This is a genomic window from Bradyrhizobium cedriense, from assembly GCF_054602315.1.
The window spans coordinates 192905-213508 of record NZ_JBTSWB010000008.1; the positions used below are offsets into that span (position 1 = coordinate 192905).

Sequence of the window (20604 nt, forward strand, 5' to 3'; positions counted from 1 at the left end):
TCGTTCGTGGCGTACTGCCGCGCTAGAACTGCGCGTAATCGATCGGCTTGTGGCGGTCGAGCGTGCGGGTGACCGGCGGCAGCGGGTATTTCAGGCCGGTCGCGCAATTGAACAGCATCACGCGGTCGGTCTTGTTGACTCGGCCGTCGGCAAGGCTCTCCTTATAGGCGGCGTAAGTGGCGGCCCCCTCGGGGCAGAGCAACAGCCCCTCCTCGCGCGCAACCTCGTTCAGCGCCGACGAGATCTTGTCGTCGTCGACGGCGATCGCGAAGCCCTTGCTTTCGCGCACCGCGCGCAGGATTAGGAAATCGCCGATCGCCTGCGGCACGCGGATGCCCGAGGCGATGGTGTGGGCGTCCTCCCAGCGCGTCGCATGCTCCGTCCCGGCCTCGTAAGCGCGCACCATCGGCGCGCAGCCCGATGCCTGCACCGCGACCATGCGCGGACGCTTGCTTCCGATGAAGCCAATCTTTTCCAGCTCATCGAACGCCTTCCACATGCCGATCAGGCCGGTGCCGCCGCCGGTCGGATAGAAGATCACGTCGGGTACGTCCCAACCGAACTGCTCGGCGAGCTCGAGGCCCATCGTCTTCTTGCCTTCGATGCGATAAGGCTCCTTCAGGGTCGAAGTGTCGAACCAGCCGACCTTCGCCTTGCCCTCGCCGACGATCTTGCCGCAATCGTCGATATAACCGTTGACGCGGTAGACGGTCGCGCCTTGCAGCTCGATCTCGCTGACGTTCACCTCGGGCGTGTCAGCCGGGCAGAAGATCGTGGTCTTGATTCCGCACGACGTGGCGTAGGCCGCCAGCGCCGCGCCGGCATTGCCGTTGGTCGGCATCGCCATGTGCTTGATGCCGAGCGCCTTGCCCATCGACACCGCCATCACGAGGCCCCGCGCCTTGAACGAGCCCGTCGGCAGCCGCCCCTCGTCCTTCACGATGATCTCGCCGCCGCCCAGCTTTGCACCCAGCTTGGGCAGCCGGATCAGCGGCGTCGTGACTTCGCCGAGCGAGACGATGTCCCTGCATTTGCGCACCGGCAGCAGCTCGCGGTAGCGCCACATGTCGCCGGGGCGCTGGGCGAGCGCATCCTTCGTCAGCGCCTTCTTGACGCCCGCGAGGTCGTAGCGCACCAGCAGCGGCTTGCCGGCCTTGGAGAGATTGTGGACCTGGTCGGCCGGATAATGATCGCCCTCCATCGCGCATTCGAGATGGGTGACGAAGGTCGGGCGTTCGATCGTGAGGTTGTCGTTGTCGTGCATGGGGTGATTTCCTTCTCATTTTGCAAACGGCGCTCTCTCCCCGTCATTGCGAGCGCAGCGAAGCAATCCAGAGTGTTCCCGCAGAGACAGCCTGGATTGCTTCGCTGCGCTCGCAATGACGGCAGTGGTCAAATATTCAGCACCCTTCCATAAGCGTCCAGCACGGCTTCCTTCATCATCTCCGACAGCGTCGGATGCGGGAAGACCGTATGCATCAGCTCTTCTTCAGTGGTCTCCAGGTTCATCGCGACGACATAACCCTGGATCAGCTCGGTGACCTCCGCGCCGACCATGTGGGCGCCGAGGAGTTGGCCGGTCTTCTTGTCGAAGATCACCTTGACCAGGCCCTGGTCCTCGCCGAGCGCGATGGCCTTGCCGTTGCCGACGAAGGGGAAGCGGCCGACGCGGATCTCGCGGCCGTTCTCTTTCGCCTTGGCTTCGGTGAGGCCGACGGAGGCGACCTGCGGTTGGCAATAGGTGCAGCCCGGGATCAGGTTCTTGTCCATGGGATGCGGATGCAGTCCCTTGATCGCCTCGACGCAGATCACGCCCTCATGCTCGGCCTTGTGAGCCAGCATGGGCGGACCGGCAACGTCGCCGATGGCGTAGATGCCGGGAACATTGGTCTTGCCGTAGCCGTCGACGACGATGATGCCGCGCTCGGTCTTCACGCCGACCTTTTCGAGGCCAAGATTCTCGATGTTGCCGACGACGCCGACCGCCGAGATCACGCGCTCGAACTCGCTCGTGACGGGTTTGCCCTTGCCATCGTCGATGGTGGCGACGACGCTGTCGGCCTTCTTCTCCAGCTTGGTCACCTTGGTCGAGGTCATGATCTTGATGCCCTGCTTTTCCAGGCGCTTGCGTGCCAAGCCGGCAATCTCGGCATCCTCGACGGGGAGGATCTGCGGCAGCACCTCGACCACGGTGACGTCGGATCCCATGGTGTGGAAGAACGACGCAAACTCGATGCCGATCGCGCCGGAGCCGACCACCAGCAACGACTTCGGCATCCGCTCCGGCACCATCGCCTCGAAATAGGTCCACACCAGCTTCTTGTCGGGCTCGAGCCCCGGCAGCACGCGCGGCCGGGCACCGGTCGCGACGATGATGTGCTTGGCCTGATAGGTGCCCTCGCCCAGCGCCCCCTTGGGCGCCTCGGCGTCGGACTTCTTCACGGTGACCTTGCCGGGTGCGTCGATCGAGGCGGCACCCCAGATCACGCTCACCTTGTTCTTCTTCATCAGGAAGCCGACGCCGTCGTTCAGCCGCTTGGAGACGCCGCGCGAGCGCTGCACCACGGCCTTCGGATCGAACGAGACCTTCTCCGCCGACAGCCCGTAATCCTTGGCGTGCTGCATGTAGTGATAGATCTCGGCCGAGCGCAGCAACGCTTTGGTCGGGATGCAGCCCCAGTTCAGACAGATGCCGCCGAGATAGGACTTCTCGACGATCGCGGTCTTGAGACCGAGCTGGGCGGCGCGGATCGCGGTGACGTACCCGCCGGGACCGGAGCCTATGATGATGACGTCGAAGGATGTGTCGGCCATAGAGGCTCCCATTCAACTCAAGAGGCGCCGCGGGCGCGGCGCCTGAAGACAACAAACCTGACCAGCCACTCGATGATCCCGATCAGAACCAGGATGGCCAGCCCGCTCAATACGATCGGTTGAGCGATGTTCCGCGACAGCTGCTCTCCGGACAGAAAGGCAGAGTGAAGAAAATCGAGCCCGATCGGGTTGAGCGCAACAACGGCTCCGAGCAGCAGCGATATCCATGGCCAGCGGGTCCGGACATGCAAGGTTGCGCCCTCTGCTGCCGCCTTAGACCATCATCATGACGGGGTTTTCGATCAGCTGCTTGAAGGCGCCGATCAACTCGGCGCCGAGCGCCCCGTCGATGGCGCGGTGATCGCAAGACAAGGTCACGCTCATCATGTTCGCAACCTCGATCTTGCCGCCGCGCACCACCGGGCGTTCCTCGCTGGTGCCGACCGCGAGGATTGTCGCATGCGGCGGGTTGATCACGGCGGTGAAGTGGCTGATGCCGTACATGCCGAGGTTGGAGACGGCCGTGGTGCCGCCCTGGTATTCCTCCGGCTTGAGCTTGCGCGAGCGAGCGCGCGCGGCAAAGTCCTTCATCTCGTTGGAGATGGTCGAGAGCGTCTTGGTCTCGGCTTTCCGGATGATCGGGGTGATCAGGCCGCCGGGCATCGCGACGGCAACGCCGACGTCGGAATGATGGTGCTTGACCATGCCGCTTTCGGTCCAGCTCACATTGCAGTTCGGGATCTTCTGCAGCGCGACCGCCATCGCCTTGATGACGAAGTCGTTGACCGAGATCTTGTAGAGCGGCTTCTTCTCCTTGTCCTTCGGCGCAGCAGCGTTGATCTCCTCGCGGGCAGTGAGCAGCTTGCCGATGTCGCAGTCAATGGTGAGGTAGAAGTGCGGAACGTTCTGGATCGACGCGGTCAGGCGCTGCGCGATGGTGCGGCGCATGCCGTCATGCGGGACGATGTCGTAAGAGCCTGGCTCGAACAGCGACAGGATCTGCTTGTCCGACATGGTCGGCGCGATCGCGGGCGCGCCTGACGGCGCAGCGGCCGGCGCCTTGAGGCCCTTCCCGGACTTGGCCTGCTCGACGTCGCGTGCGACCACACGGCCGTGCGGGCCGGTGCCATTGACCATCGCGACATCGATGCCGGCTTCCTTGGCCAGACGCCGCGCCAGTGGCGATGAGAACACGCGGCCACCATGGCCGTTACCCTGCGCGGCCGGCGCTGCAGCTTGCGGTGCGCCTGCCGCGGCCGGCGGCGGTGCCGCCTTGGGCGGGGCCGGTGCGGACGCGGCCGCGGGAGCCTCGGCGGGCTTCTCGGCTTTCGGCGGCGCAGCCGAGGCTGAGGGCTTCGCAGCACCCGCCGCCTTCACGTCCTCGCCCTCGCCGGCGAGCACGGCGATCACGTCGTTGACCGGAACGTCCTGCGTGCCCTCGGGCACGAGGATCTTTGCGATCGTGCCCTCGTCGATCGCCTCGACCTCCATGGTCGCCTTGTCGGTCTCGATCTCGGCGATGACGTCGCCGGACTTGACCTTGTCGCCTTCCTTCTTCAGCCACTTGGCGAGGTTGCCCTTCTCCATCGTCGGCGAAAGAGCGGGCATCAGGATGTTGATGGGCATGCTGACCTCAAGAAGAGCTTTGCAAACGTCGTCTCCGACAGCGAAGACGAACAGACCAGTTTTAGTTGCCGATGTCGCCCTGCCAGAGGCGCTCATTGGCCGGGATGGAACGCCAATTCTTCATCATGGTGATGGAGCGGTCGTCGGCCAGGTCGATCCAGGGAATCCCGAACTTGTCGAGGATGTCCTTGGACCCCGGGAACGTGACGGATTCCCCGATCACCACCAGCTTGACCTTGAACAGCGCGAGCGCGCCGGCGCACATCGAGCATGGCGACAGCGTCGTGTACATCACGGTGTCGTGGAATTTGATCGCACCGGCTTCGCGCAGGCAGCTCATCTCGCCGTGCAGGATCACGTTGTTCTCTTGCACGCGATTGTTGTGACCGCGGGCGATGATCTTGTTGTCGCGCGTCAGCACGGCACCGATCGGCAGGCCGCCTTGCGCGATCGAGGCTTCCGCCTCGCGGATCGCCTCGAGCATGAAATCGAAGTGATAGGATTCAATCGCCACAGTCAGTGCCCCTTCCCGCGCGGCGTCGTGGTACCGGTGTCGGTGGGACGCTCGATCTCGGCCTGGAACATCTCCAGGATCCGGTTCAGCGCGTCCTCCTCGGTATAGTCGCTCTCGCGCGCATAGGCGCGCGCGGCATGGCGAGCGAGATCGACGAGCAAGAGGCCCCACATGTCGGGCTCCTCGAAGGCGCGCTGGAACGCCATCGACAGCCCGCCGTCCAGCACGAACACGCGCAGGATCTCGACCGCGTCGTCGCGGGTCATGACGTCGGGCGGCAGTGGCTGCTCCTTCGGGCCGGCCATGGTCTACCTGTAGCAGACGGCTTTGGCGGCCTCGACGACTTCCGCCGCCGAGGGCAGCGCGAGCTTCTCCAGGTTTGCGGCATAGGGCATCGGCACGTCCTTGCCGGAGACGCGCGCGACCGGCGCATCCAGATAGTCGAAAGCGTCCTCCATGATGCGCGCGGCGATCTCGGCGCCGACGCCGCTCTGTGCCCAGCCCTCTTCCACCGTGACCACGCGACCGGTCTTCTTGACGGAGTTGATGATGGTCTCGGTGTCCATCGGGCGCAGCGTGCGCAGGTCGATCACCTCGGCCTCGATGCCGTCCTCGGCGAGCTTGTCGGCGGCCTTGAGCGCATAGGTCATGCCGTTCGACCAGGAGACGATGGTGACGTGGCTGCCGGCGCGCACGATGCGTGCTTTTCCGATCGGGATGATGAAATCGTCGAGCTTGGGCACTTCGCCGGTATGACCGTAGAGCACTTCGTTCTCGAGGAAGATCACCGGATTGGGATCGCGGATCGCGGCCTTGAGCAGGCCCTTGGCGTCGGCGGCCGAATACGGCGCGACCACCTTGAGGCCCGGAATGTGCGAGTACCAGGACGAGTAATCCTGGCTGTGCTGGGCGGCGACGCGCGCGGCCGCACCATTCGGCCCGCGGAACACGATCGAGCAGCCCATCTGGCCGCCCGACATGTAGAGCGTCTTGGCCGCAGAGTTGATGATCTGGTCGATCGCCTGCATGGCGAAGTTGAAGGTCATGAACTCGACGATCGGCTTCAGGCCCGTCATCGCGGCGCCGACGCCGACGCCGGCAAAGCCGTGCTCGGTGATCGGGGTGTCGATGACGCGCCTGGCGCCGAATTCCTGAAGCAGGCCCTGCGTCACCTTGTAGGCGCCCTGATATTCGGCGACCTCTTCGCCCATCACGAAGACGTCGGCATCGCGGCGCATCTCCTCGGCCATGGCGTCGCGCAGCGCTTCGCGGATGGTCTGCGTCACCATCTCGGTGCCTTCAGGCACTTCCGGATCGGGCTCGGCGACGGCCTGCGGAGCGGAGGGCGCCGCCTTGGGTTGCGGCACTTCGGCCTTTGCGGCGGCTGGCGGGGCAGACTCGGCTGCCTTTTCCTGCTTCGCGGGCGCAGGCGCCTTGGCGAGATCAGCTGCACTCTCGCCGTCGGCGAGAATGGTCGCGATCGGCGTGTTGACGGCGACGTCGGCGGTGCCCTCGGGGATCAGGATCTTGCCGAGCGTCCCCTCATCGGTCGCCTCGACCTCCATCGTCGCCTTGTCGGTCTCGATCTCGGCGATGACGTCGCCAGACTTGATCGTCTCGCCCTCTTTCTTCAGCCATTTGGCGAGGTTGCCCTTCTCCATCGTGGGCGACAACGCGGGCATCAGCACTTGAATTGGCATATCGACTCCAAAGGAAAGCTTGCGCGCGTTCAGCGGTAAACGTCGGTCCAGAGCTCGGCGGAATCCGGCTCGGGATCATGCTGGGCGAAATCGGCGGATGCGTTGACGATGTCGCGCACCTCGGCGTCGATCGCCTTCAGCTCCTGCTCGCTGACCTTGGCCGCCAGGAGGCGATTGCGCACCTGCTCGATCGGGTCCTGGTCGTGGCGGACCTTCTCGACCTCCTCGCGCGTGCGATATTTTGCAGGGTCGGACATCGAATGGCCGCGGTAACGGTAGGTCTGCATCTCCAGGATGTAGGGACCCTTGCCGGCCCGGCACCAGGCCGCCGCCTCTTCGCCCGCAGCCTTCACGGCGCGCACGTCCATACCGTCGACCTGCTTGCCCGGGATGTTGAAGGAGATGCCGCGCTTGGAGAAATCCTGCTGCGCCGAGGCGCGCGAGACCGAAGTGCCCATGGCGTAGCGGTTGTTCTCGATGACGTAGATCACCGGCAGCTTCCAGAGCTCGGCCATGTTGAAGCTCTCGTAGACCTGGCCCTGGTTGGCCGCGCCATCACCAAAATAGGTGACACTGACATTGCCGTTGCCGCGATAGTGATTGGCGAAGGCGAGGCCCGTGCCGAGCGAGACCTGGGCGCCGACAATGCCGTGGCCGCCGTAAAAGTGCTTCTCCTTGCTGAACATGTGCATGGAGCCGCCCTTGCCCTTGGAATAGCCGCCGCGGCGTCCCGTGAGCTCGGCCATGACGCCGTTGGCGTCCATGCCGGTGGCAAGCATGTGGCCGTGGTCGCGATAGCCGGTGATGACCTGATCGCCCTCTTTCAGCGCCATCTGCATGCCGACCACCACGGCCTCCTGGCCGATATAGAGGTGGCAGAAGCCGCCGATCGCACCCATGCCGTAGAGCTGGCCCGCCTTTTCCTCGAACCGCCGGATCAGGAGCATGTCGCGGAGTGCCTTGAGCTCCTGCTCCCTGGTGAATTCCGGGGGCGAACCGCCGTCGATCTTGTCCTGTGGAGTGCTTGCGGCGGCTTTCTTGGGTGCGGCCATGGGAATTCCGGGTCAGAGAAAACTTCCGCCCTCTCTAACCCAAGTCAAACACCGTTGGAAAGCACCGCGGCGGCATGGCACGACTTTCATTATGCCGCACTGCAACCTGATCGCAATATTGGAGAATCTTTGGCGCCGATTGGGCAACAAATCTTTGATCGCCAGGACGCGCGCAGATTCGTGACGGGATCAAGAACCTGCGAGCCAACATAATCCTGTCGGTCAGAAGCGCGTCCCGCGAATGGAGCGCTGCAGCCTCCACCACGTCATGCCCGGGACAAGCCCGGGCATGACGACCTCGTGAGCGGGACATCCCTCATCAGAAGAAGCCGAGCTTCTTCGGGCTGTAGCTGACCAGGAGGTTCTTGGTCTGCTGGTAGTGATCGAGCATCATCTTGTGGGTCTCGCGACCGACGCCCGACTGCTTGTAGCCGCCGAAGGCCGCATGCGCGGGATAGGCGTGGTAGCAATTGGTCCAGACCCGGCCCGCCTGGATCGCCCGGCCGAAGCGGTAGCAGCGATTGGCATCGCGGCTCCATACGCCGGCCCCGAGACCGTAGAGCGTGTCGTTGGCGATCGCGAGCGCCTCATCGTCGGACTTGAATGTCGTGACCGAGACGACGGGGCCGAAGATCTCCTCCTGGAAGATCCGCATCTTGTTGTGGCCCTCGAACACGGTCGGCTGCACGTAGAAGCCGCCGGCGAGATCGCCCGCAAGCTCGGCGCGTCCGCCGCCGGCGAGCACCTTGGCCCCCTCCTGCTTGCCGATGTCGATATAGGAGAGGATCTTGTCCAGCTGCTCGCCGGATGCCTGTGCGCCGATCATCGTCGCGGGATCGCGCGGATCGCCCTGCTTGATCGCGGCGACGCGCTTCAGCGCCCGCTCCATGAAGCGGTCATAGATGTCGGCGTGCACCAGCGCCCGGCTCGGGCAAGTGCAGACCTCGCCCTGGTTCAGCGCGAACATGACGAAGCCTTCGATTGCCTTGTCGAAGAAGTCGTCGTCTTCTGCGATGACGTCGCTGAAGAAGATGTTCGGCGACTTGCCGCCGAGCTCCAGCGTGACCGGAATGAGGTTCTGGCTGGCGTACTGCATGATCAGCCGGCCGGTCGACGTCTCGCCGGTGAAGGCGATCTTGGCGATGCGCGGGCTCGACGCGAGCGGCTTGCCGGCTTCGAGACCAAAGCCGTTCACGATGTTGAGAACGCCGGGCGGCAGGATGTCGGCAATGATCTCGGCCCACACCATGATCGAGGCCGGGGTCTGCTCGGCCGGCTTGAGCACCACGCAATTGCCGGCGGCGAGCGCGGGCGCAAGCTTCCAGCAGGCCATCAGCAGCGGGAAGTTCCACGGGATGATTTGACCGACCACGCCGAGCGGCTCGTGGAAATGATAGGCGATGGTGTCTTGGTCGATCTCGCCGATCGAGCCTTCCTGCGCGCGCACGACGCCGGCGAAGTAGCGGAAATGATCGATCGCGAGCGGCAGGTCGGCAGCACGCGTCTCGCGGATCGGCTTGCCGTTGTCCCAGGTCTCGGCGATGGCGAGGCGCTCGAGATTGTCTTCCATCCGGTCGGCGATCCGGTTCAGGATCGCGGCACGCTCGGCAACGCTGGTGCGGCCCCAGGCGGCCTTGGCGGCATGCGCCGCGTCGAGCGCCGCCTCGACGTCCTGCGCGTCGGACCGCGCGATCTTGCAGACGACCTGGCCAGTCACCGGCGAGGCATTGTCGAAATACTTGCCGGAGATCGGCGCGACGAATTTACCGCCGATGAAATTGTCGTAGCGTTCGGCGAAGGGAACCTTGGTGACGCTGAGGAATTCCACCTTGTTCATTGCTCACTCCCGATGTTTGCGTTTGCGCTTGTCGTCGTGTGTTCACGACTTGCGCCGACGATGATGCGGGAGGCGATTTCTGTCAGCCCATTCGGACGCAATGGCTAAGGTGACCTGTCGCAGTTCTGCGACAGTTGCGCAGGAGACAGTACGAGATTTGGCGGTCGCGGCTTCCTCAAGTCATTGCGAGCGCAGCGAAGCAATCCAGAAACTCTCCTCGAAACGATTCTGGATTGCTTCGTCGCTTCGCTCCTCGCAATGACGGCCGAGGGGCAGGCCCAGCTCAGTGGTTCAGCTCGAACCGCTTCAGCTTCCTGTGCAGCGTCGCGCGGCTGACGCCGAGGGCTTTCGCGGCTGCGGAGACGTTGCCGCCGGCGCGGAGCAGCGCGCGTTGCAACACCGCGCGCTGGCCGCCGGCCAAGTGATCGCGTGCGGCATCGCCGCCGAGAAGGTCGGCGGCAGGCACCGGCTGCAAGGCCCGGCCGGGCGCGATGCCGAGCGCCACCCGGGCGGAGCGGGTCGCGCCGATCACGAGATCGTCCGCATCGACCGCAACGAGGCCGCTGCAACTTCCGTCCGCAGCTTGCGTCAGCACGATGCGCGCATTGGCGAAAGCCTTTCGAAACAGATCGGCCTCGATACGCCTGGCCGCCTCGCCCGCCGCGAGCGCGATCAAGCTGGCGAAGGCGTCGGTGCGGTCGGCGCGGCAGGAGGAGACGTCGAGCACGCCAGCGAGCGCCGCCTCGTGGTCGTAGATCGGAACGGCGGTGCAGCTCAGAAAGGTGTTGCGGGCAAAGAAATGCTGGTCACGATCGATCGTCAGCGGACGCTGCTCGACGAGGCAGGTGCCGATGCCGTTGGTGCCCTCGTGCGCCTCGCTCCAGAGGGCGCCGGTCCACAATCCCCAGGATTGAAACGTCGCATCGTCCGCCACCGTGCCGCGGCGATCGACCGGCACGCCATCCCCGTCGGCGAGCAGCACGCAGCAGCCCGCAGCGCCGACCGCCTGATACAGCCGGTCCATCGCACCTTCAGCCGCGGCCAGGAGCGCCGCAACACGTTCGCGCGCCTGGTGCAGTTCGGCTTCTGTCAGCCGCATCGGAGCAGTGCGGCCGCCGGGATCGAGATGATGCAATCTGGAGGAACGACGCCACGAGGCCACGAGCGCGGACCGAGCCGCCTGGCCTGAGGCGATGGCGGCCTCGACACGGGCCGCGTGATGCCGGGGCGTTGACCCATTCATCACTGTTTCCTCCGGATGACAGCTTAGGAAGTGCCGGCGTTGGCCCGGTTGATCTGCGTCAACCAAGGCGACGGAAGCCATGAGCCCGTTACGGCGTGGCCGTCAAGCCGACCGTGCGGTTCCATGCCTACGACTTTCGCAGGAATTGAGACACGCATGTTGGTCCCGGCAGCGGCTTTGGTGCCGCTGTTCGAAAGCTGCGGATGCGCTAGCGGGCCGGGATCATCCGAACGAGATCGCGCGGATTGACGTAGTCGAGCTGGAAGCGCGCTCGCTCGTCCAGCATGTCGGGGTCGATCTTCTCGGATCGCAGGAGCGATACCCGCTGTTCGCTCCTGGCACGCTCACGCTTGAGCTGGGCCAGCTCGCTGGTCAGCGCGATGATCTCCTGGTCGAGTTCCTGGCGGGCGTTGAGGCCGTACTTGCCGGTGTAGGCGTTGACGCCGAAATAGCCGACGATGGCCGCCGCCATCGCGTAGAGGGCAAGACCGGTCAGGATCGATTTCAGGCGGGCGCGGGAGACCATCCCGCGAAGATGGGACAGGTTGGTTAAGGGCGTGCTAATTGCCGAAACGAGGCACATATCCGTCATGGCCGGGCTTGTCCGGCCATGCGCGTGCTTTGCCTGTGATAACGGAGAACGTGGATGCCCGGGACAAGCCCGGGCATGACGGGGAGTTGAGCAGCCCCGGTTTTAGACCTCAGCCCTGATGTTTCGCCACATGTGCAGCGAAGGCGTCGATGTACTGCTGCAACACCGTCTTGAGGGAGTCCTTGGTCAGGTTGCCGTCCGCGTCGAAGGCGTCACCGACGCCACTGAGGTAGATTTCCGGCTGCTGGAGAACCGGACCGGAAATGCCCGGCAGGACGTTCTGCAGATGCTTGGCCGCGCTGACGCCCCCGAGCAGCCCCGGCGAGTTGGAGATGATGCCGACCGGCTTGCCGAGGAACGAGCTCTTGCCAAAAGGGCGCGAGGCGACGTCGATGGCGTTCTTGAGAACGCCCGGGATCGAACGGTTGTATTCCGGCGTGACGAACAGGACGCCGTTCGACTTCTGGAGCTTTTCGCGGAAGGCGAGCCAGTCCGCGGGCGGCGCACCCTCGAGATCCTGGTTGAAGAACGAGATGCCCGCCGGCGTGATCACGTCGAGCTTGAGCGAGGCCGGCGCGAGCTTCGCCAGAGCATTGGCAATCTTGAGCGAAAAACTGTCCTTGCGCAGGCTGCCGGCGATCGTGACGATGTTGTAGGCCATTGGCGTGTCCTTCAGGGCTTGAGCGGGAGTGCCTGGCGGCACTTAAGCGATCCGGATCGATGGATGCAAGTGCATGAACCGGCTCGATTTGGAAACCCTGTGTTTCGCGAATGCGGACTGTCGTTCGCAGGCCTTTGTTGATCGTCCCAAAACAATCAGGCGGCCAGGCGGCCGCCTGATGTTTCAGCAATCTGCAGCCGGATCAGATCGTCGGGTTCCACGCCGACGGGATCAGCCGATATTTGGCGCCGTCTTTCTCGACATGGCCGACCGATGGGAAGGCGAAGTGAAAGCCGATCACGGTCGCTTTTTCCGCTGCCGCCATGTCGTAGAACTTGTGGCGCGTCGCCTGCGCCATCGCGGCGTCGTTGTCGAACATCACGTGCCAGTCCGGATTGCGCAGGAAGAATTCCGGAATGTTGGTGACGTCGGACTGGATAAGCACCTTGGCATCGCCTGAGGCGACCGCGAAGGAGGTGTGCCCCGGCGTGTGACCGGGCGTCGCGATGGAGGTGATGCCGGGCGCGACCTCCTTGCCCCATTCGTACTTCGTCACCTTCGACTCGAGGCCGGCGAAGGTCTTCTTCACGTTGGCGAAATAGGTCTTCATCATCGGATTGGACTCGGCCTTGGCGGCGTTGTCCTCGCTGGTCCAGAACTCCCAGTCCTTGCCCGGCACCATGATCTCCGCATTCGGGAAGGCCAGCGCGCCGTCGGCCAGACGGATGCCGTTGGTGTGGTCAGGGTGCAGATGCGACAGCAACACGACGTCGACGTTCTTGGGGTCGACGCCGGCGGCCTGAAGGTTTTGCAGCGTGCGGCCGACCGCGCCCTTGCTCGCCTCGAAATTCGCAATGCCGTTGCCGGTGTCGATCAGCACAAGCTTGGACCCGGTGTTGATGAGCTGCGGATTGAACGGCACCGTGACCATGCCCTTCGGCATGTAGGCCGCATCGCCGGCCGCGAGCGCCTCGTCCTTCGGAATGTTGACGACGAACTTGTCCGGCATCGGGAAGGTGCGCGCGCCGTCGTTGATCGAGGTGCATTCGAAGCTGCCGACCTTGTAGCGATAGAAGCCCGGCGCCTGCGTCCCGGCTTGCGGCGCTGCGGCCCTGGCCGCGATGGGCCCGAGCCCGGCAACGGCAGCCGCGCCCATGGCGGCGGCGCCTGCGAGCAGGTGACGGCGATTGAGATCGGTCATGGAAATGTCCCTTCTGAGCGCCTTGCGGTTTCTCCGCTTCAAATGGCGGCGGAATAATCTCCCGCGTCGCTCAGAAGGCAAGTCCTTCTTTCGGTGACGTGCCGTCGCACGCCCCGATTATTTATTTGGATTGATGAGGAATTTTTCGCCGGTGGCGCGTTTGGCGTACACCGCGATGTTGGTGGGATCGAGTGCCTCGGCAAGCGACACCACCTTGGTGTAATGACTGGCGAAGGTGGTCTTCAGCTCGGACGCGACGCGCTGGCGCAGGCGGCCGATTTCGGCCGGGCCGATCTTCTGGAGGAACGGCGTGAGCAGCCAGCCGCCGACGCCCCAGCTCAGGCCGAACGAACGGCTCAGCTCGGTCGGGCGCGTGTCGAGGCTGCCATAGATGTAGACCTGCTTGTACACGTTGGACCCGTAGCGGCTGTATTCCTTCGCATTCTTGTTGGCCGCGATCTCCATGGCCGTGAGGATCTGGCCCGCCAGCCTGCCGCCGCCGATGGCATCGAAGGCGATCGTGGCGCCGGTCTCGACGAGCGCATTGGTGAGGTCGTCCATGAAATCAGGCGCGCTCGAATCCACGACGTGCTTGGCTCCGATCTTGTGCAGGATGTCGGCCTGCTCCTTGCTGCGGACGATGTTCACGAGGCCGATGCCGTCCTTGATGCAGATCTTGTTGAGCATCTGGCCGAGATTGGAGGCGGCGGCCGTGTGCACGAGCGCCTTGTGATTCTCCCGTCGCATCGTCTCGGTCATGCCGAGCGCAGTCAGCGGATTGACGAACCAGGAGGCGCCGTCGGCGGCCGTGGTGCCCGCCGGCAGCTCCATGACGTCGCGGACCTTGAGCACGCGGTACTGCGTGTACATCGCGCCGCCGATCATCGACACCGTCTTGCCCATCAGCGCCTTCGCCGCGTCCGACGATCCGGTCCCGATCACCGTGCCGGCGCCTTCGTTGCCGACCGGCAGTGACTGATCGAACCTCGCCGCCATCATCCGCATCGCAGCCTCGGGCATTTTTGCGGTGATGACCGGCATCTCCTTGGTGCCGGAGGCCAGCGCCGCCGACATGTCGGCGGCCCCCACCAGAAGCCCGAGATCGGAGGGGTTGATCGGGGTCGCTTCGACTCGAACCACGACCTCATCGTCGGCGGGCTCGGGCGTCGGGACATTCACGAGGGACAATTCCAGCTCGCCGCTCTTCTTCAGCAGCGAGCGCAATTGCAGTCCGGTCTTGCCGTCGCTCATGTCGGTCCTCCCCTGTACGTTTTTGCGCAGCGCCGACTTATGCCAGCGCCTTCAGTGCCGCCTTGCCGCCGTAGAGCGCCTGCTTGCCGAGCTGCTGCTCGATGCGCAGGAGCTGGTTGTACTTGGCGGTTCGATCGGACCGCGCAAGGGAGCCGGTCTTGATCTGGCCGCAGTTCGTGGCGACTGCGAGGTCGGCGATGGTGGAATCCTCGGTTTCGCCGGAACGGTGCGACATCACCGAGGTGTAGCCCGCCTTGTGCGCCATTTCGACGGCGGCGAGCGTCTCGGTCAACGTGCCGATCTGGTTGACCTTGATCAGGATCGAGTTGGCCCGGCCCGCCTTGATGCCTTCGGCGAGGCGCTTGACGTTGGTGACGAAGAGATCGTCACCGACGAGCTGGCACTTCCTGCCGATGAGATCGGTGAGCTCCTTCCAGCCGTCCATGTCATCTTCCGACATGCCGTCCTCGATGGTCACGATCGGATAGCGCGCGACCAGGTCTGCAAGATACTTGGCCTGCTCGGAGATCGAGCGGGTCTTGCCCTCGCCTTCATAGACGTATTTGCCGTCCTTGAAGAACTCGGTCGAGGCGCAGTCGAGGCCGAGCACGATGTCGGTACCCGCCTTGAAGCCGGCCTTGCCGATCGCGTTCATGACGAAGTCGAGCGCAGCGTCCGCCGACGGCAGGTTCGGGGCGAATCCGCCCTCGTCGCCGACATTGGTGTTGTGGCCGGCCTTCTTCAATTCAGACTTCAGCGTGTGGAAGACTTCCGCACCATAGCGCAGGCCCTCAGCAAAGCTTGAGGCGCCGACGGGCAGGATCATGAACTCCTGGAAGTCGATCGGGTTGTCGGCATGGACGCCGCCATTGATGATGTTCATCATCGGCACCGGCAAGAGGCGGGCCGAGGTGCCGCCGACGTAACGGTAGAGCGGCATGTCGAGCGAGTTCGCGGCAGCCTTGGCGCAGGCGAGCGAGACGCCGAGGATGGCGTTGGCGCCCAGCCGGCTCTTGTTCGGCGTGCCGTCGAGGTCGATCATGATCTGGTCGATCTGGGCCTGCTGCTCGACGTCGAGGCCGCTCAGGGCTTCGAAGATCTCGCCATTGACGGCGCCGACCGCCTTCGTGACACCCTTGCCGAGATAGCGGACCTTGTCGCCGTCGCGCAGTTCCACCGCCTCATGGGCACCGGTGGAGGCGCCGGACGGCACCGCGGCGCGGCCGAGCGCGCCGTCCTCCAGCACGACATCGACCTCGACGGTGGGATTGCCCCGGCTATCAAGAATTTCGCGGCCGATGATGTCGATGATGGCGGTCATGAGAGCCTCTTTTCGGGAAACAAAGGGGGCAGTTGGCGGTGCTTCTACCGCAATGCATCGAAGTGGAAAAGGCCGGGTGACGGCCGCCCGATGATTGGCTAAGAGGTCCGCCCCGGAGGCGGCCTGATGTCAAAAAAACCCAGCAAATCGAACAACTCACCTGCGAACTCACCCTCTTTGCAGCTTGGCCGTGCCGTGGAATGGCCGGATACGCCGGAGAAGGCGCAACTCGACCGCGTTCCCAATCCGCAGAAGGCCACCGACTATCTGGTGCGCTTCACCGTGCCGGAATTCACCTCCCTCTGCCCGGTCACGGGGCAGCCCGATTTCGCGCATCTGATGATCGACTACGCGCCGGGCCCGTGGCTGCTGGAGTCGAAATCGCTGAAGCTCTACATCGCGAGCTTTCGCAATCACGGCGCCTTTCACGAGGACTGCACCGTGATGATCGGCAAGCGCATCGCCAGCGAGATCAAGCCGAAATGGCTGCGCATCGGCGGCTATTGGTATCCGCGCGGCGGCATTCCGATCGACGTGTTCTGGCAGACCGGCAAGGTGCCCAAGGGCCTGTGGGTGCCAGAGCAAGGCGTCTTGCCGTATCGAGGGCGAGGCTAGGGCATAGTTCGGTCACGTTTGACCATCCGGAGAAAACGGCCTCGGTCGACAGCGACGAGGCCGCTCTCGCGTCATGGTCCTAGCTTGCCAAGCGCTGCCTCAGGCTCTGGTAGAACGCCGTCTCGAAGTTCATATAGCCGATGAACGACGTCGGATCGCCGAAGGGTAGAATCTGGGTGGCCCAGAACCCGCCGACATTGTTCTGGCGATCGATCCAGTAGAACAGGTTGGCAAGCCCGGCCCAGCCCAGCGCGCCGGCGGGACGTCCCGTCGGGGCTTCCTCGTCGTTGACCATGAAGCTCAGCGCCCAGGACTTGGATTGGCCCGGAAAGAATTCCGCGTCGTTGCACAGCGACGGGATGACGCCCGTGATCGGCGTTACCTTCCTGTCGCCCAGATGGTTCTTTTCCGCCATCCGCACCGTTTCGGCCTTCAGCACGCGACCGTGCTCGCCAGCCCCGTCATTCAGCCACATGCGGATGAAACGCATGTAGTCGCCGATCGTGCCGTACAGGCCGTGGCCCCCCATATGGACTTCGGGCTTTGCCGGCAGCTCGAAATCCATCGGTGTCAGCGACCCGTCGGCGTTTCGGGCGTGGATGCCGGCCAGTTTCTGGCGCATCGGGTCGGTCAGCTCGAAGGTCATGTCCTTGATCCCGAGCGGTTCGAAGATGCGCGTCTTGAAGACTTCACCGAGTCGCTTGCCTGTGATCGCCTCGACGATCTGGCCGCACCAGTCGAGATTTGTCCCATAGTCCCAGCGCTCGCCGGGATCGAACAGCAGAGGGGTCATCAGGCAGGCCTTGGTGGCGGTGATCACGCTGGGCTGCCCCTTCTCCTGGGCCAGTCGGTTGTATGTGTGGTTGATGAAATCGTAGCTCAGGCCCGCCGTGTGGGTCATCAGCATGCGCGTGGTAATATCGCGCTTCGGTGCACGCAGGATCGGCTCGCCCGCAGCATCGAAGCCCTCGATCACCTGCAGCTTTCCGATCTCGTTCGCGTAGCGCTTCGCGGGAGCATCGAGATCGATCTTGCCCTCCTCGACGAGTTGCAGAACGGCCGTGCCGGTAATCGCCTTGGTCGTGGAGAAGATGGCGAAGACGCTGTCGGTGGTCATGTCCGCCGGCTGATCGAGACGGCGTTTGCCGGCCGCGCCTTCATAGATGTTGCGCTGGCGATCCGTCACCATTGCAACAACGCCGGGTACGCGCGGTGTGGATGTGACGACACCGTCGAGAACGGCATCTGCCGTCGCGCCAAAATTCATGATCATGATCGTCCTTCCGTGTTGAATTGGATTGATGTGTCGACGCTCGCGTCGCGAGCGCTCATTGCATCGCGAAGCCCTCATAACCGTTCGCCGCGACCTCGTCGCACTTCTGCCGATACGCGCCGACGCCGCCGCAATACGACAGGACACGGCGCGGCTTGCCTTCGACGTTCGAGCCCAGGTACCAGGAATTGGTTTTCGCGATCAGCGTCGCATTCGCGGTCTCGTCGTGATGGGCCACCCAGCCGTCCTGAGTGTCCTTTGTCGGTTCGACCACCTTCAGGTCCTTGCTACGCATGTACTTGATGCAGTCATCAATCCATTCGACCTGCTGCTGCAGGCACGTGGTCATGTTGCACAGCGCGGCCGACGGAGCGAGCGGAACGGCGGTCGTGAACAGGTTGGGATAGCCGTGAACCTGCAGGCCCATCGTGGTGCGGATGTCCCTGCCCCAGTCCTCCCTCAGCGATCGGCCGTCGCGGCCCCTGATATCGATGCGCGTCAAGGCACCGGTGCCGGCGTCGAAGCCGGTTGCAAGGATAATGACATCCAGCTCATGGACTGTACCGTCAGCGGTCTGAATACCCGTGGGCGTTACACCTTCGATCGGATTGCTCTTGACGCTGACGATCTCGACGTTGGCACGATGGAAGACCTCGAGGAAGTTCTGCTCGAGCGGTACACGGTGCGTTCCGAACCCGTATTCGGCAGGAATCAACGCATCGCACAGTTTCGGATCCCCGAGCCGCTCGCGCATCTTCCCGCGCACGAATTCGGAGATCTCGGCATTGACCTCCGGGTCGAAGAACAACTCGGCGAACGAGGATATCCATAGCTTCAGGGAACCGTCATTCCAGCAAGCCTCGATCACCGCGCGGCGGCGCTCCGGCGTGAGGTCTGCCCAGGCGTGCTCGAAGTCGTATTCAAAGCCGGTGAAGGTGCGCGGCAGGCGTTCGGCGAGCGACTTGAATCTCGACTTGTAGTCCTCGACGTGCGCGGCTCCAAATTTCGGATTCTTCATCGGGATGATGTATTGCGGCGTGCGGATGAACACCTTGAGATGGCCGACATCGCCAGCGATCGTCTGGATGACCTGGATGCCGGTCGCACCGTTGCCGATGACCCCGACGCGCTTGCCTGCGAGGTCGACAGGCTGCTTCGGCCAGCGCGCCGTATGGAACAACTGCCCCTTGAAAGTCTCCTGCCCCGGAAACGACACGTAGGGAGCCGACAGCATGCCGCAGCAGGTCACTAGAAACTGGGTGTCGATCACGTCGCCCCGGTCGGTCGTGACCAGCCAGCGCTGCGTGGCTTCGTTGAAATGCGCGCTCTTGACCGTCGTGCTGAACTGAATGTCCTTGCGCAGGTCGAGGCGGTCGGCGACGTAGTTCATCCAGCGTTCGATTTCGGGCTGGCCCGGAAACTTCTCGCTCCAGCTCCAACCCTTGTAGAGTTCTTCGGAGAAAAGATACTGATAGATGTAGGCCTCGGAATCGAAGCGCGCGCCGGGATATCGATTCCAATACCAGGTGCCGCCGACGCCTGACGCGGCGTCGATCGCCCTGACGCTCAATCCCTGCTCACGCAAACGATAGAGTTGATAGAGCCCGGCGACGCCGGCTCCGACAACCACGGCATCGAACTTCGCGGTTCCATGCGAACCGTTGCTTCCATTGGATTTGGTCGCGGCTTCTGCCATTTTTTCCTCCTCGGTGTTTTTTGAGTGCGCACGACCTTCCCCACCCGTCATGCGATCGGATGTTGGTGCAGCGCGTCATTGTTGATCCCGTCGGTACGGGACGGGGAAAGCTATGAGTATTCCGGCGGCTGGAGCTTGAACAAATCGGACAATCCTTTGAACGAAGCCGCACCTTCCCTTGCCGGCACTGCAGTTCGGCAACGCAGCTCGCTTGGCAAATGGCAAAACCGGCCTATGCTCGTCTCCGCCGTTCGGCCAATGAGAAGCAGAAGCGGTCAACCGCGCCTTAGAATTCCAGGGAAGGAGTCTCGCGCGATGGGCCAATTCATCACGGTCGAGGAGCTGCCACGTTACGCTCCCGGCCAATTGATGCTGGACAGTTCCGCGGTCGGCAAGACTGACTTTCGGCTGCGCGTGTTCCGCTATGCGCCATCCGACATCTGGGTGCCGCCGTCGGAGAATTTCCTGATCGTCGTGTATCGCGAAGGCACAACGTCGATGAACCGCCGTGTAACCGGCGCCTGGAAGCAGGATTACGTCGGACGTGGCGTCACAACCCTGCTGACACGCGCAGAGCCGTCGAACTGGCGCTGGAGCAATGACCTCGAAGTCAGCCATTTCTACATCTCGCCGAGCCTGATGACGAAGACCGCGAGCGAGGCATTCGACCGCGACTCAGAAGGCGTCGAACTCCACGATCTGCTCAGGATCGAAGATCCGGTGCTGACGTGGATCGGCGACCGGATGGTGCAGGAGGTGTCGGAAGGCGGTCCGGGTGGCCGGCTCTGCTACGATGCGCTGGCACTTCAGGCCAGCGTGCACATCTTGCGAAAATATGCCTCGGTGGAATTCAAGCTGCCCTGTTCGCAGGGGCGCTTCAGGCCAGCGCATGCAAGGCTGATCGAGGACTATGTCGAGCAGAACATCTCCAGGAACATCACGCTCGAGGAGCTGGCTAATATCTGCAACTGCTCGCCGGTGCAGTTCGCGCGCAAGTTCCAGGTGCACTATGGCATGCGCCCGCATGCCTATGTCCTGAGCCGCAAGGTGGAGCGCGCATGCCAACTTCTGCGCAAGGATCGGCTCGCCCTGAAAGAAATTGCGCTCCTGAGCGGATTTTCCGATCAAAGCCATCTCAATCGGATTTTCCGCAGAAACATGAACGTCACGCCGGCCGAGTATCGCAAGAACTGCTTGAGCTAGCCTCC

Annotated in this window: 19 protein-coding genes; 2 read left to right on the forward strand and 17 right to left on the reverse strand. The window is 63.6% G+C overall.

Annotation, left to right across the window (positions count from 1 at the left end):
- Window positions 1–22: 22 nt before the first annotated feature.
- The 15 genes from ACYCVF_RS28775 to eno all read right to left on the reverse strand — a co-directional run bounded on the left by ACYCVF_RS28775 (window position 23) and on the right by eno (window position 15812).
- Entirely contained in the window at window positions 23–1264 is a 1242-nt protein-coding gene (locus ACYCVF_RS28775) for a threonine synthase (RefSeq protein WP_459595505.1), read from the reverse strand.
- Window positions 1265–1392: 128 nt separating this feature from the next.
- Window positions 1393–2814, reverse strand: coding sequence for a dihydrolipoyl dehydrogenase (gene lpdA, locus ACYCVF_RS28780; protein ID WP_459595504.1), 1422 nt, complete (start codon window positions 2812–2814; stop codon window positions 1393–1395).
- A 17-nt stretch (window positions 2815–2831) separates the two neighbouring features.
- Complete coding sequence (locus ACYCVF_RS28785; RefSeq protein ID WP_459595503.1) at window positions 2832–3065, reverse strand: hypothetical protein; 234 nt, start codon at window positions 3063–3065, stop codon at window positions 2832–2834.
- Window positions 3066–3087: 22 nt separating this feature from the next.
- Window positions 3088–4440, reverse strand: coding sequence for a pyruvate dehydrogenase complex dihydrolipoamide acetyltransferase (locus tag ACYCVF_RS28790; protein WP_459595502.1), 1353 nt, complete (start codon window positions 4438–4440; stop codon window positions 3088–3090).
- Window positions 4441–4501: 61 nt separating this feature from the next.
- Window positions 4502–4954 (reverse strand): nucleoside deaminase, encoded by a 453-nt coding sequence (locus ACYCVF_RS28795; protein WP_239623776.1) that lies wholly within the window; start codon window positions 4952–4954, stop codon window positions 4502–4504.
- Between the two features lie 2 nt (window positions 4955–4956).
- Window positions 4957–5259: a DUF5076 domain-containing protein gene (locus ACYCVF_RS28800; protein WP_061028099.1), complete on the reverse strand. Its 303-nt coding sequence runs from the start codon at window positions 5257–5259 to the stop codon at window positions 4957–4959.
- Between the two features lie 3 nt (window positions 5260–5262).
- On the reverse strand, window positions 5263–6654 hold the full coding sequence (locus ACYCVF_RS28805) for a pyruvate dehydrogenase complex E1 component subunit beta (protein ID WP_459595501.1): 1392 nt from the start codon (window positions 6652–6654) through the stop codon (window positions 5263–5265).
- Between the two features lie 29 nt (window positions 6655–6683).
- Window positions 6684–7706 carry a pyruvate dehydrogenase (acetyl-transferring) E1 component subunit alpha gene (pdhA, locus tag ACYCVF_RS28810; RefSeq protein WP_459595500.1) on the reverse strand — a complete coding sequence of 341 codons (1023 nt, stop codon included), beginning with the start codon at window positions 7704–7706 and terminating at the stop codon, window positions 6684–6686.
- Between the two features lie 319 nt (window positions 7707–8025).
- Window positions 8026–9543, reverse strand: a complete 1518-nt coding sequence (adh, locus tag ACYCVF_RS28815) for an aldehyde dehydrogenase (protein WP_459595499.1) — start codon at window positions 9541–9543, stop codon at window positions 8026–8028.
- Between the two features lie 283 nt (window positions 9544–9826).
- Complete coding sequence (locus ACYCVF_RS28820) at window positions 9827–10786, reverse strand: helix-turn-helix domain-containing protein (RefSeq protein ID WP_459595498.1); 960 nt, start codon at window positions 10784–10786, stop codon at window positions 9827–9829.
- Window positions 10787–10994: 208 nt separating this feature from the next.
- Window positions 10995–11312 (reverse strand): FtsB family cell division protein, encoded by a 318-nt coding sequence (locus tag ACYCVF_RS28825; protein ID WP_319338692.1) that lies wholly within the window; start codon window positions 11310–11312, stop codon window positions 10995–10997.
- A 175-nt stretch (window positions 11313–11487) separates the two neighbouring features.
- Window positions 11488–12039 carry an NADPH-dependent FMN reductase gene (locus ACYCVF_RS28830; RefSeq protein WP_459595497.1) on the reverse strand — a complete coding sequence of 184 codons (552 nt, stop codon included), beginning with the start codon at window positions 12037–12039 and terminating at the stop codon, window positions 11488–11490.
- Between the two features lie 202 nt (window positions 12040–12241).
- Window positions 12242–13240, reverse strand: coding sequence for an MBL fold metallo-hydrolase (locus ACYCVF_RS28835; protein ID WP_459595496.1), 999 nt, complete (start codon window positions 13238–13240; stop codon window positions 12242–12244).
- Between the two features lie 117 nt (window positions 13241–13357).
- Window positions 13358–14491, reverse strand: a complete 1134-nt coding sequence (locus ACYCVF_RS28840; RefSeq protein WP_459595495.1) for a zinc-binding dehydrogenase — start codon at window positions 14489–14491, stop codon at window positions 13358–13360.
- 37 nt (window positions 14492–14528) lie between these two features.
- The gene (gene eno / locus ACYCVF_RS28845) at window positions 14529–15812 is read right to left on the reverse strand and encodes a phosphopyruvate hydratase (RefSeq protein WP_459595494.1); all 1284 of its coding nucleotides are present in this window, start codon (window positions 15810–15812) and stop codon (window positions 14529–14531) included.
- A gap of 126 nt (window positions 15813–15938) precedes the next feature.
- Between eno and queF the strand changes: the two genes are divergently transcribed.
- Window positions 15939–16427, forward strand: a complete 489-nt coding sequence (gene queF / locus ACYCVF_RS28850; protein WP_459595493.1) for a preQ(1) synthase — start codon at window positions 15939–15941, stop codon at window positions 16425–16427.
- A 79-nt stretch (window positions 16428–16506) separates the two neighbouring features.
- On the opposite strand, the gene acmB is transcribed toward queF, so the two are convergent.
- Window positions 16507–17700: a methyl acetate hydrolase AcmB gene (acmB, locus tag ACYCVF_RS28855; protein ID WP_459595492.1), complete on the reverse strand. Its 1194-nt coding sequence runs from the start codon at window positions 17698–17700 to the stop codon at window positions 16507–16509.
- A gap of 55 nt (window positions 17701–17755) precedes the next feature.
- Window positions 17756–19396, reverse strand: a complete 1641-nt coding sequence (locus tag ACYCVF_RS28860; protein ID WP_459595491.1) for a flavin-containing monooxygenase — start codon at window positions 19394–19396, stop codon at window positions 17756–17758.
- A 315-nt stretch (window positions 19397–19711) separates the two neighbouring features.
- Between ACYCVF_RS28860 and ACYCVF_RS28865 the strand changes: the two genes are divergently transcribed.
- Window positions 19712–20599, forward strand: coding sequence for a helix-turn-helix domain-containing protein (locus tag ACYCVF_RS28865; RefSeq protein WP_459595490.1), 888 nt, complete (start codon window positions 19712–19714; stop codon window positions 20597–20599).
- Window positions 20600–20604: the final 5 nt, after the last annotated feature.

Coding starts and splice junctions, on each gene's coding strand:
- ACYCVF_RS28775 (WP_459595505.1), bottom strand. CDS start 1,264: ATGCACGACAACGACAACCTCACGATCGAACGCCCGACCTTCGTCACC.
- lpdA (WP_459595504.1), bottom strand. CDS start 2,814: ATGGCCGACACATCCTTCGACGTCATCATCATAGGCTCCGGTCCCGGC.
- ACYCVF_RS28790 (WP_459595502.1), bottom strand. CDS start 4,440: ATGCCCATCAACATCCTGATGCCCGCTCTTTCGCCGACGATGGAGAAG.
- ACYCVF_RS28800 (WP_061028099.1), bottom strand. CDS start 5,259: ATGGCCGGCCCGAAGGAGCAGCCACTGCCGCCCGACGTCATGACCCGC.
- ACYCVF_RS28805 (WP_459595501.1), bottom strand. CDS start 6,654: ATGCCAATTCAAGTGCTGATGCCCGCGTTGTCGCCCACGATGGAGAAG.
- pdhA (WP_459595500.1), bottom strand. CDS start 7,706: ATGGCCGCACCCAAGAAAGCCGCCGCAAGCACTCCACAGGACAAGATC.
- adh (WP_459595499.1), bottom strand. CDS start 9,543: ATGAACAAGGTGGAATTCCTCAGCGTCACCAAGGTTCCCTTCGCCGAA.
- ACYCVF_RS28820 (WP_459595498.1), bottom strand. CDS start 10,786: ATGAATGGGTCAACGCCCCGGCATCACGCGGCCCGTGTCGAGGCCGCC.
- ACYCVF_RS28825 (WP_319338692.1), bottom strand. CDS start 11,312: ATGGTCTCCCGCGCCCGCCTGAAATCGATCCTGACCGGTCTTGCCCTC.
- ACYCVF_RS28830 (WP_459595497.1), bottom strand. CDS start 12,039: ATGGCCTACAACATCGTCACGATCGCCGGCAGCCTGCGCAAGGACAGT.
- ACYCVF_RS28835 (WP_459595496.1), bottom strand. CDS start 13,240: ATGACCGATCTCAATCGCCGTCACCTGCTCGCAGGCGCCGCCGCCATG.
- ACYCVF_RS28840 (WP_459595495.1), bottom strand. CDS start 14,491: ATGAGCGACGGCAAGACCGGACTGCAATTGCGCTCGCTGCTGAAGAAG.
- eno (WP_459595494.1), bottom strand. CDS start 15,812: ATGACCGCCATCATCGACATCATCGGCCGCGAAATTCTTGATAGCCGG.
- queF (WP_459595493.1), top strand. CDS start 15,939: ATGTCAAAAAAACCCAGCAAATCGAACAACTCACCTGCGAACTCACCC.
- acmB (WP_459595492.1), bottom strand. CDS start 17,700: ATGATCATGAATTTTGGCGCGACGGCAGATGCCGTTCTCGACGGTGTC.
- ACYCVF_RS28860 (WP_459595491.1), bottom strand. CDS start 19,396: ATGGCAGAAGCCGCGACCAAATCCAATGGAAGCAACGGTTCGCATGGA.
- ACYCVF_RS28865 (WP_459595490.1), top strand. CDS start 19,712: ATGGGCCAATTCATCACGGTCGAGGAGCTGCCACGTTACGCTCCCGGC.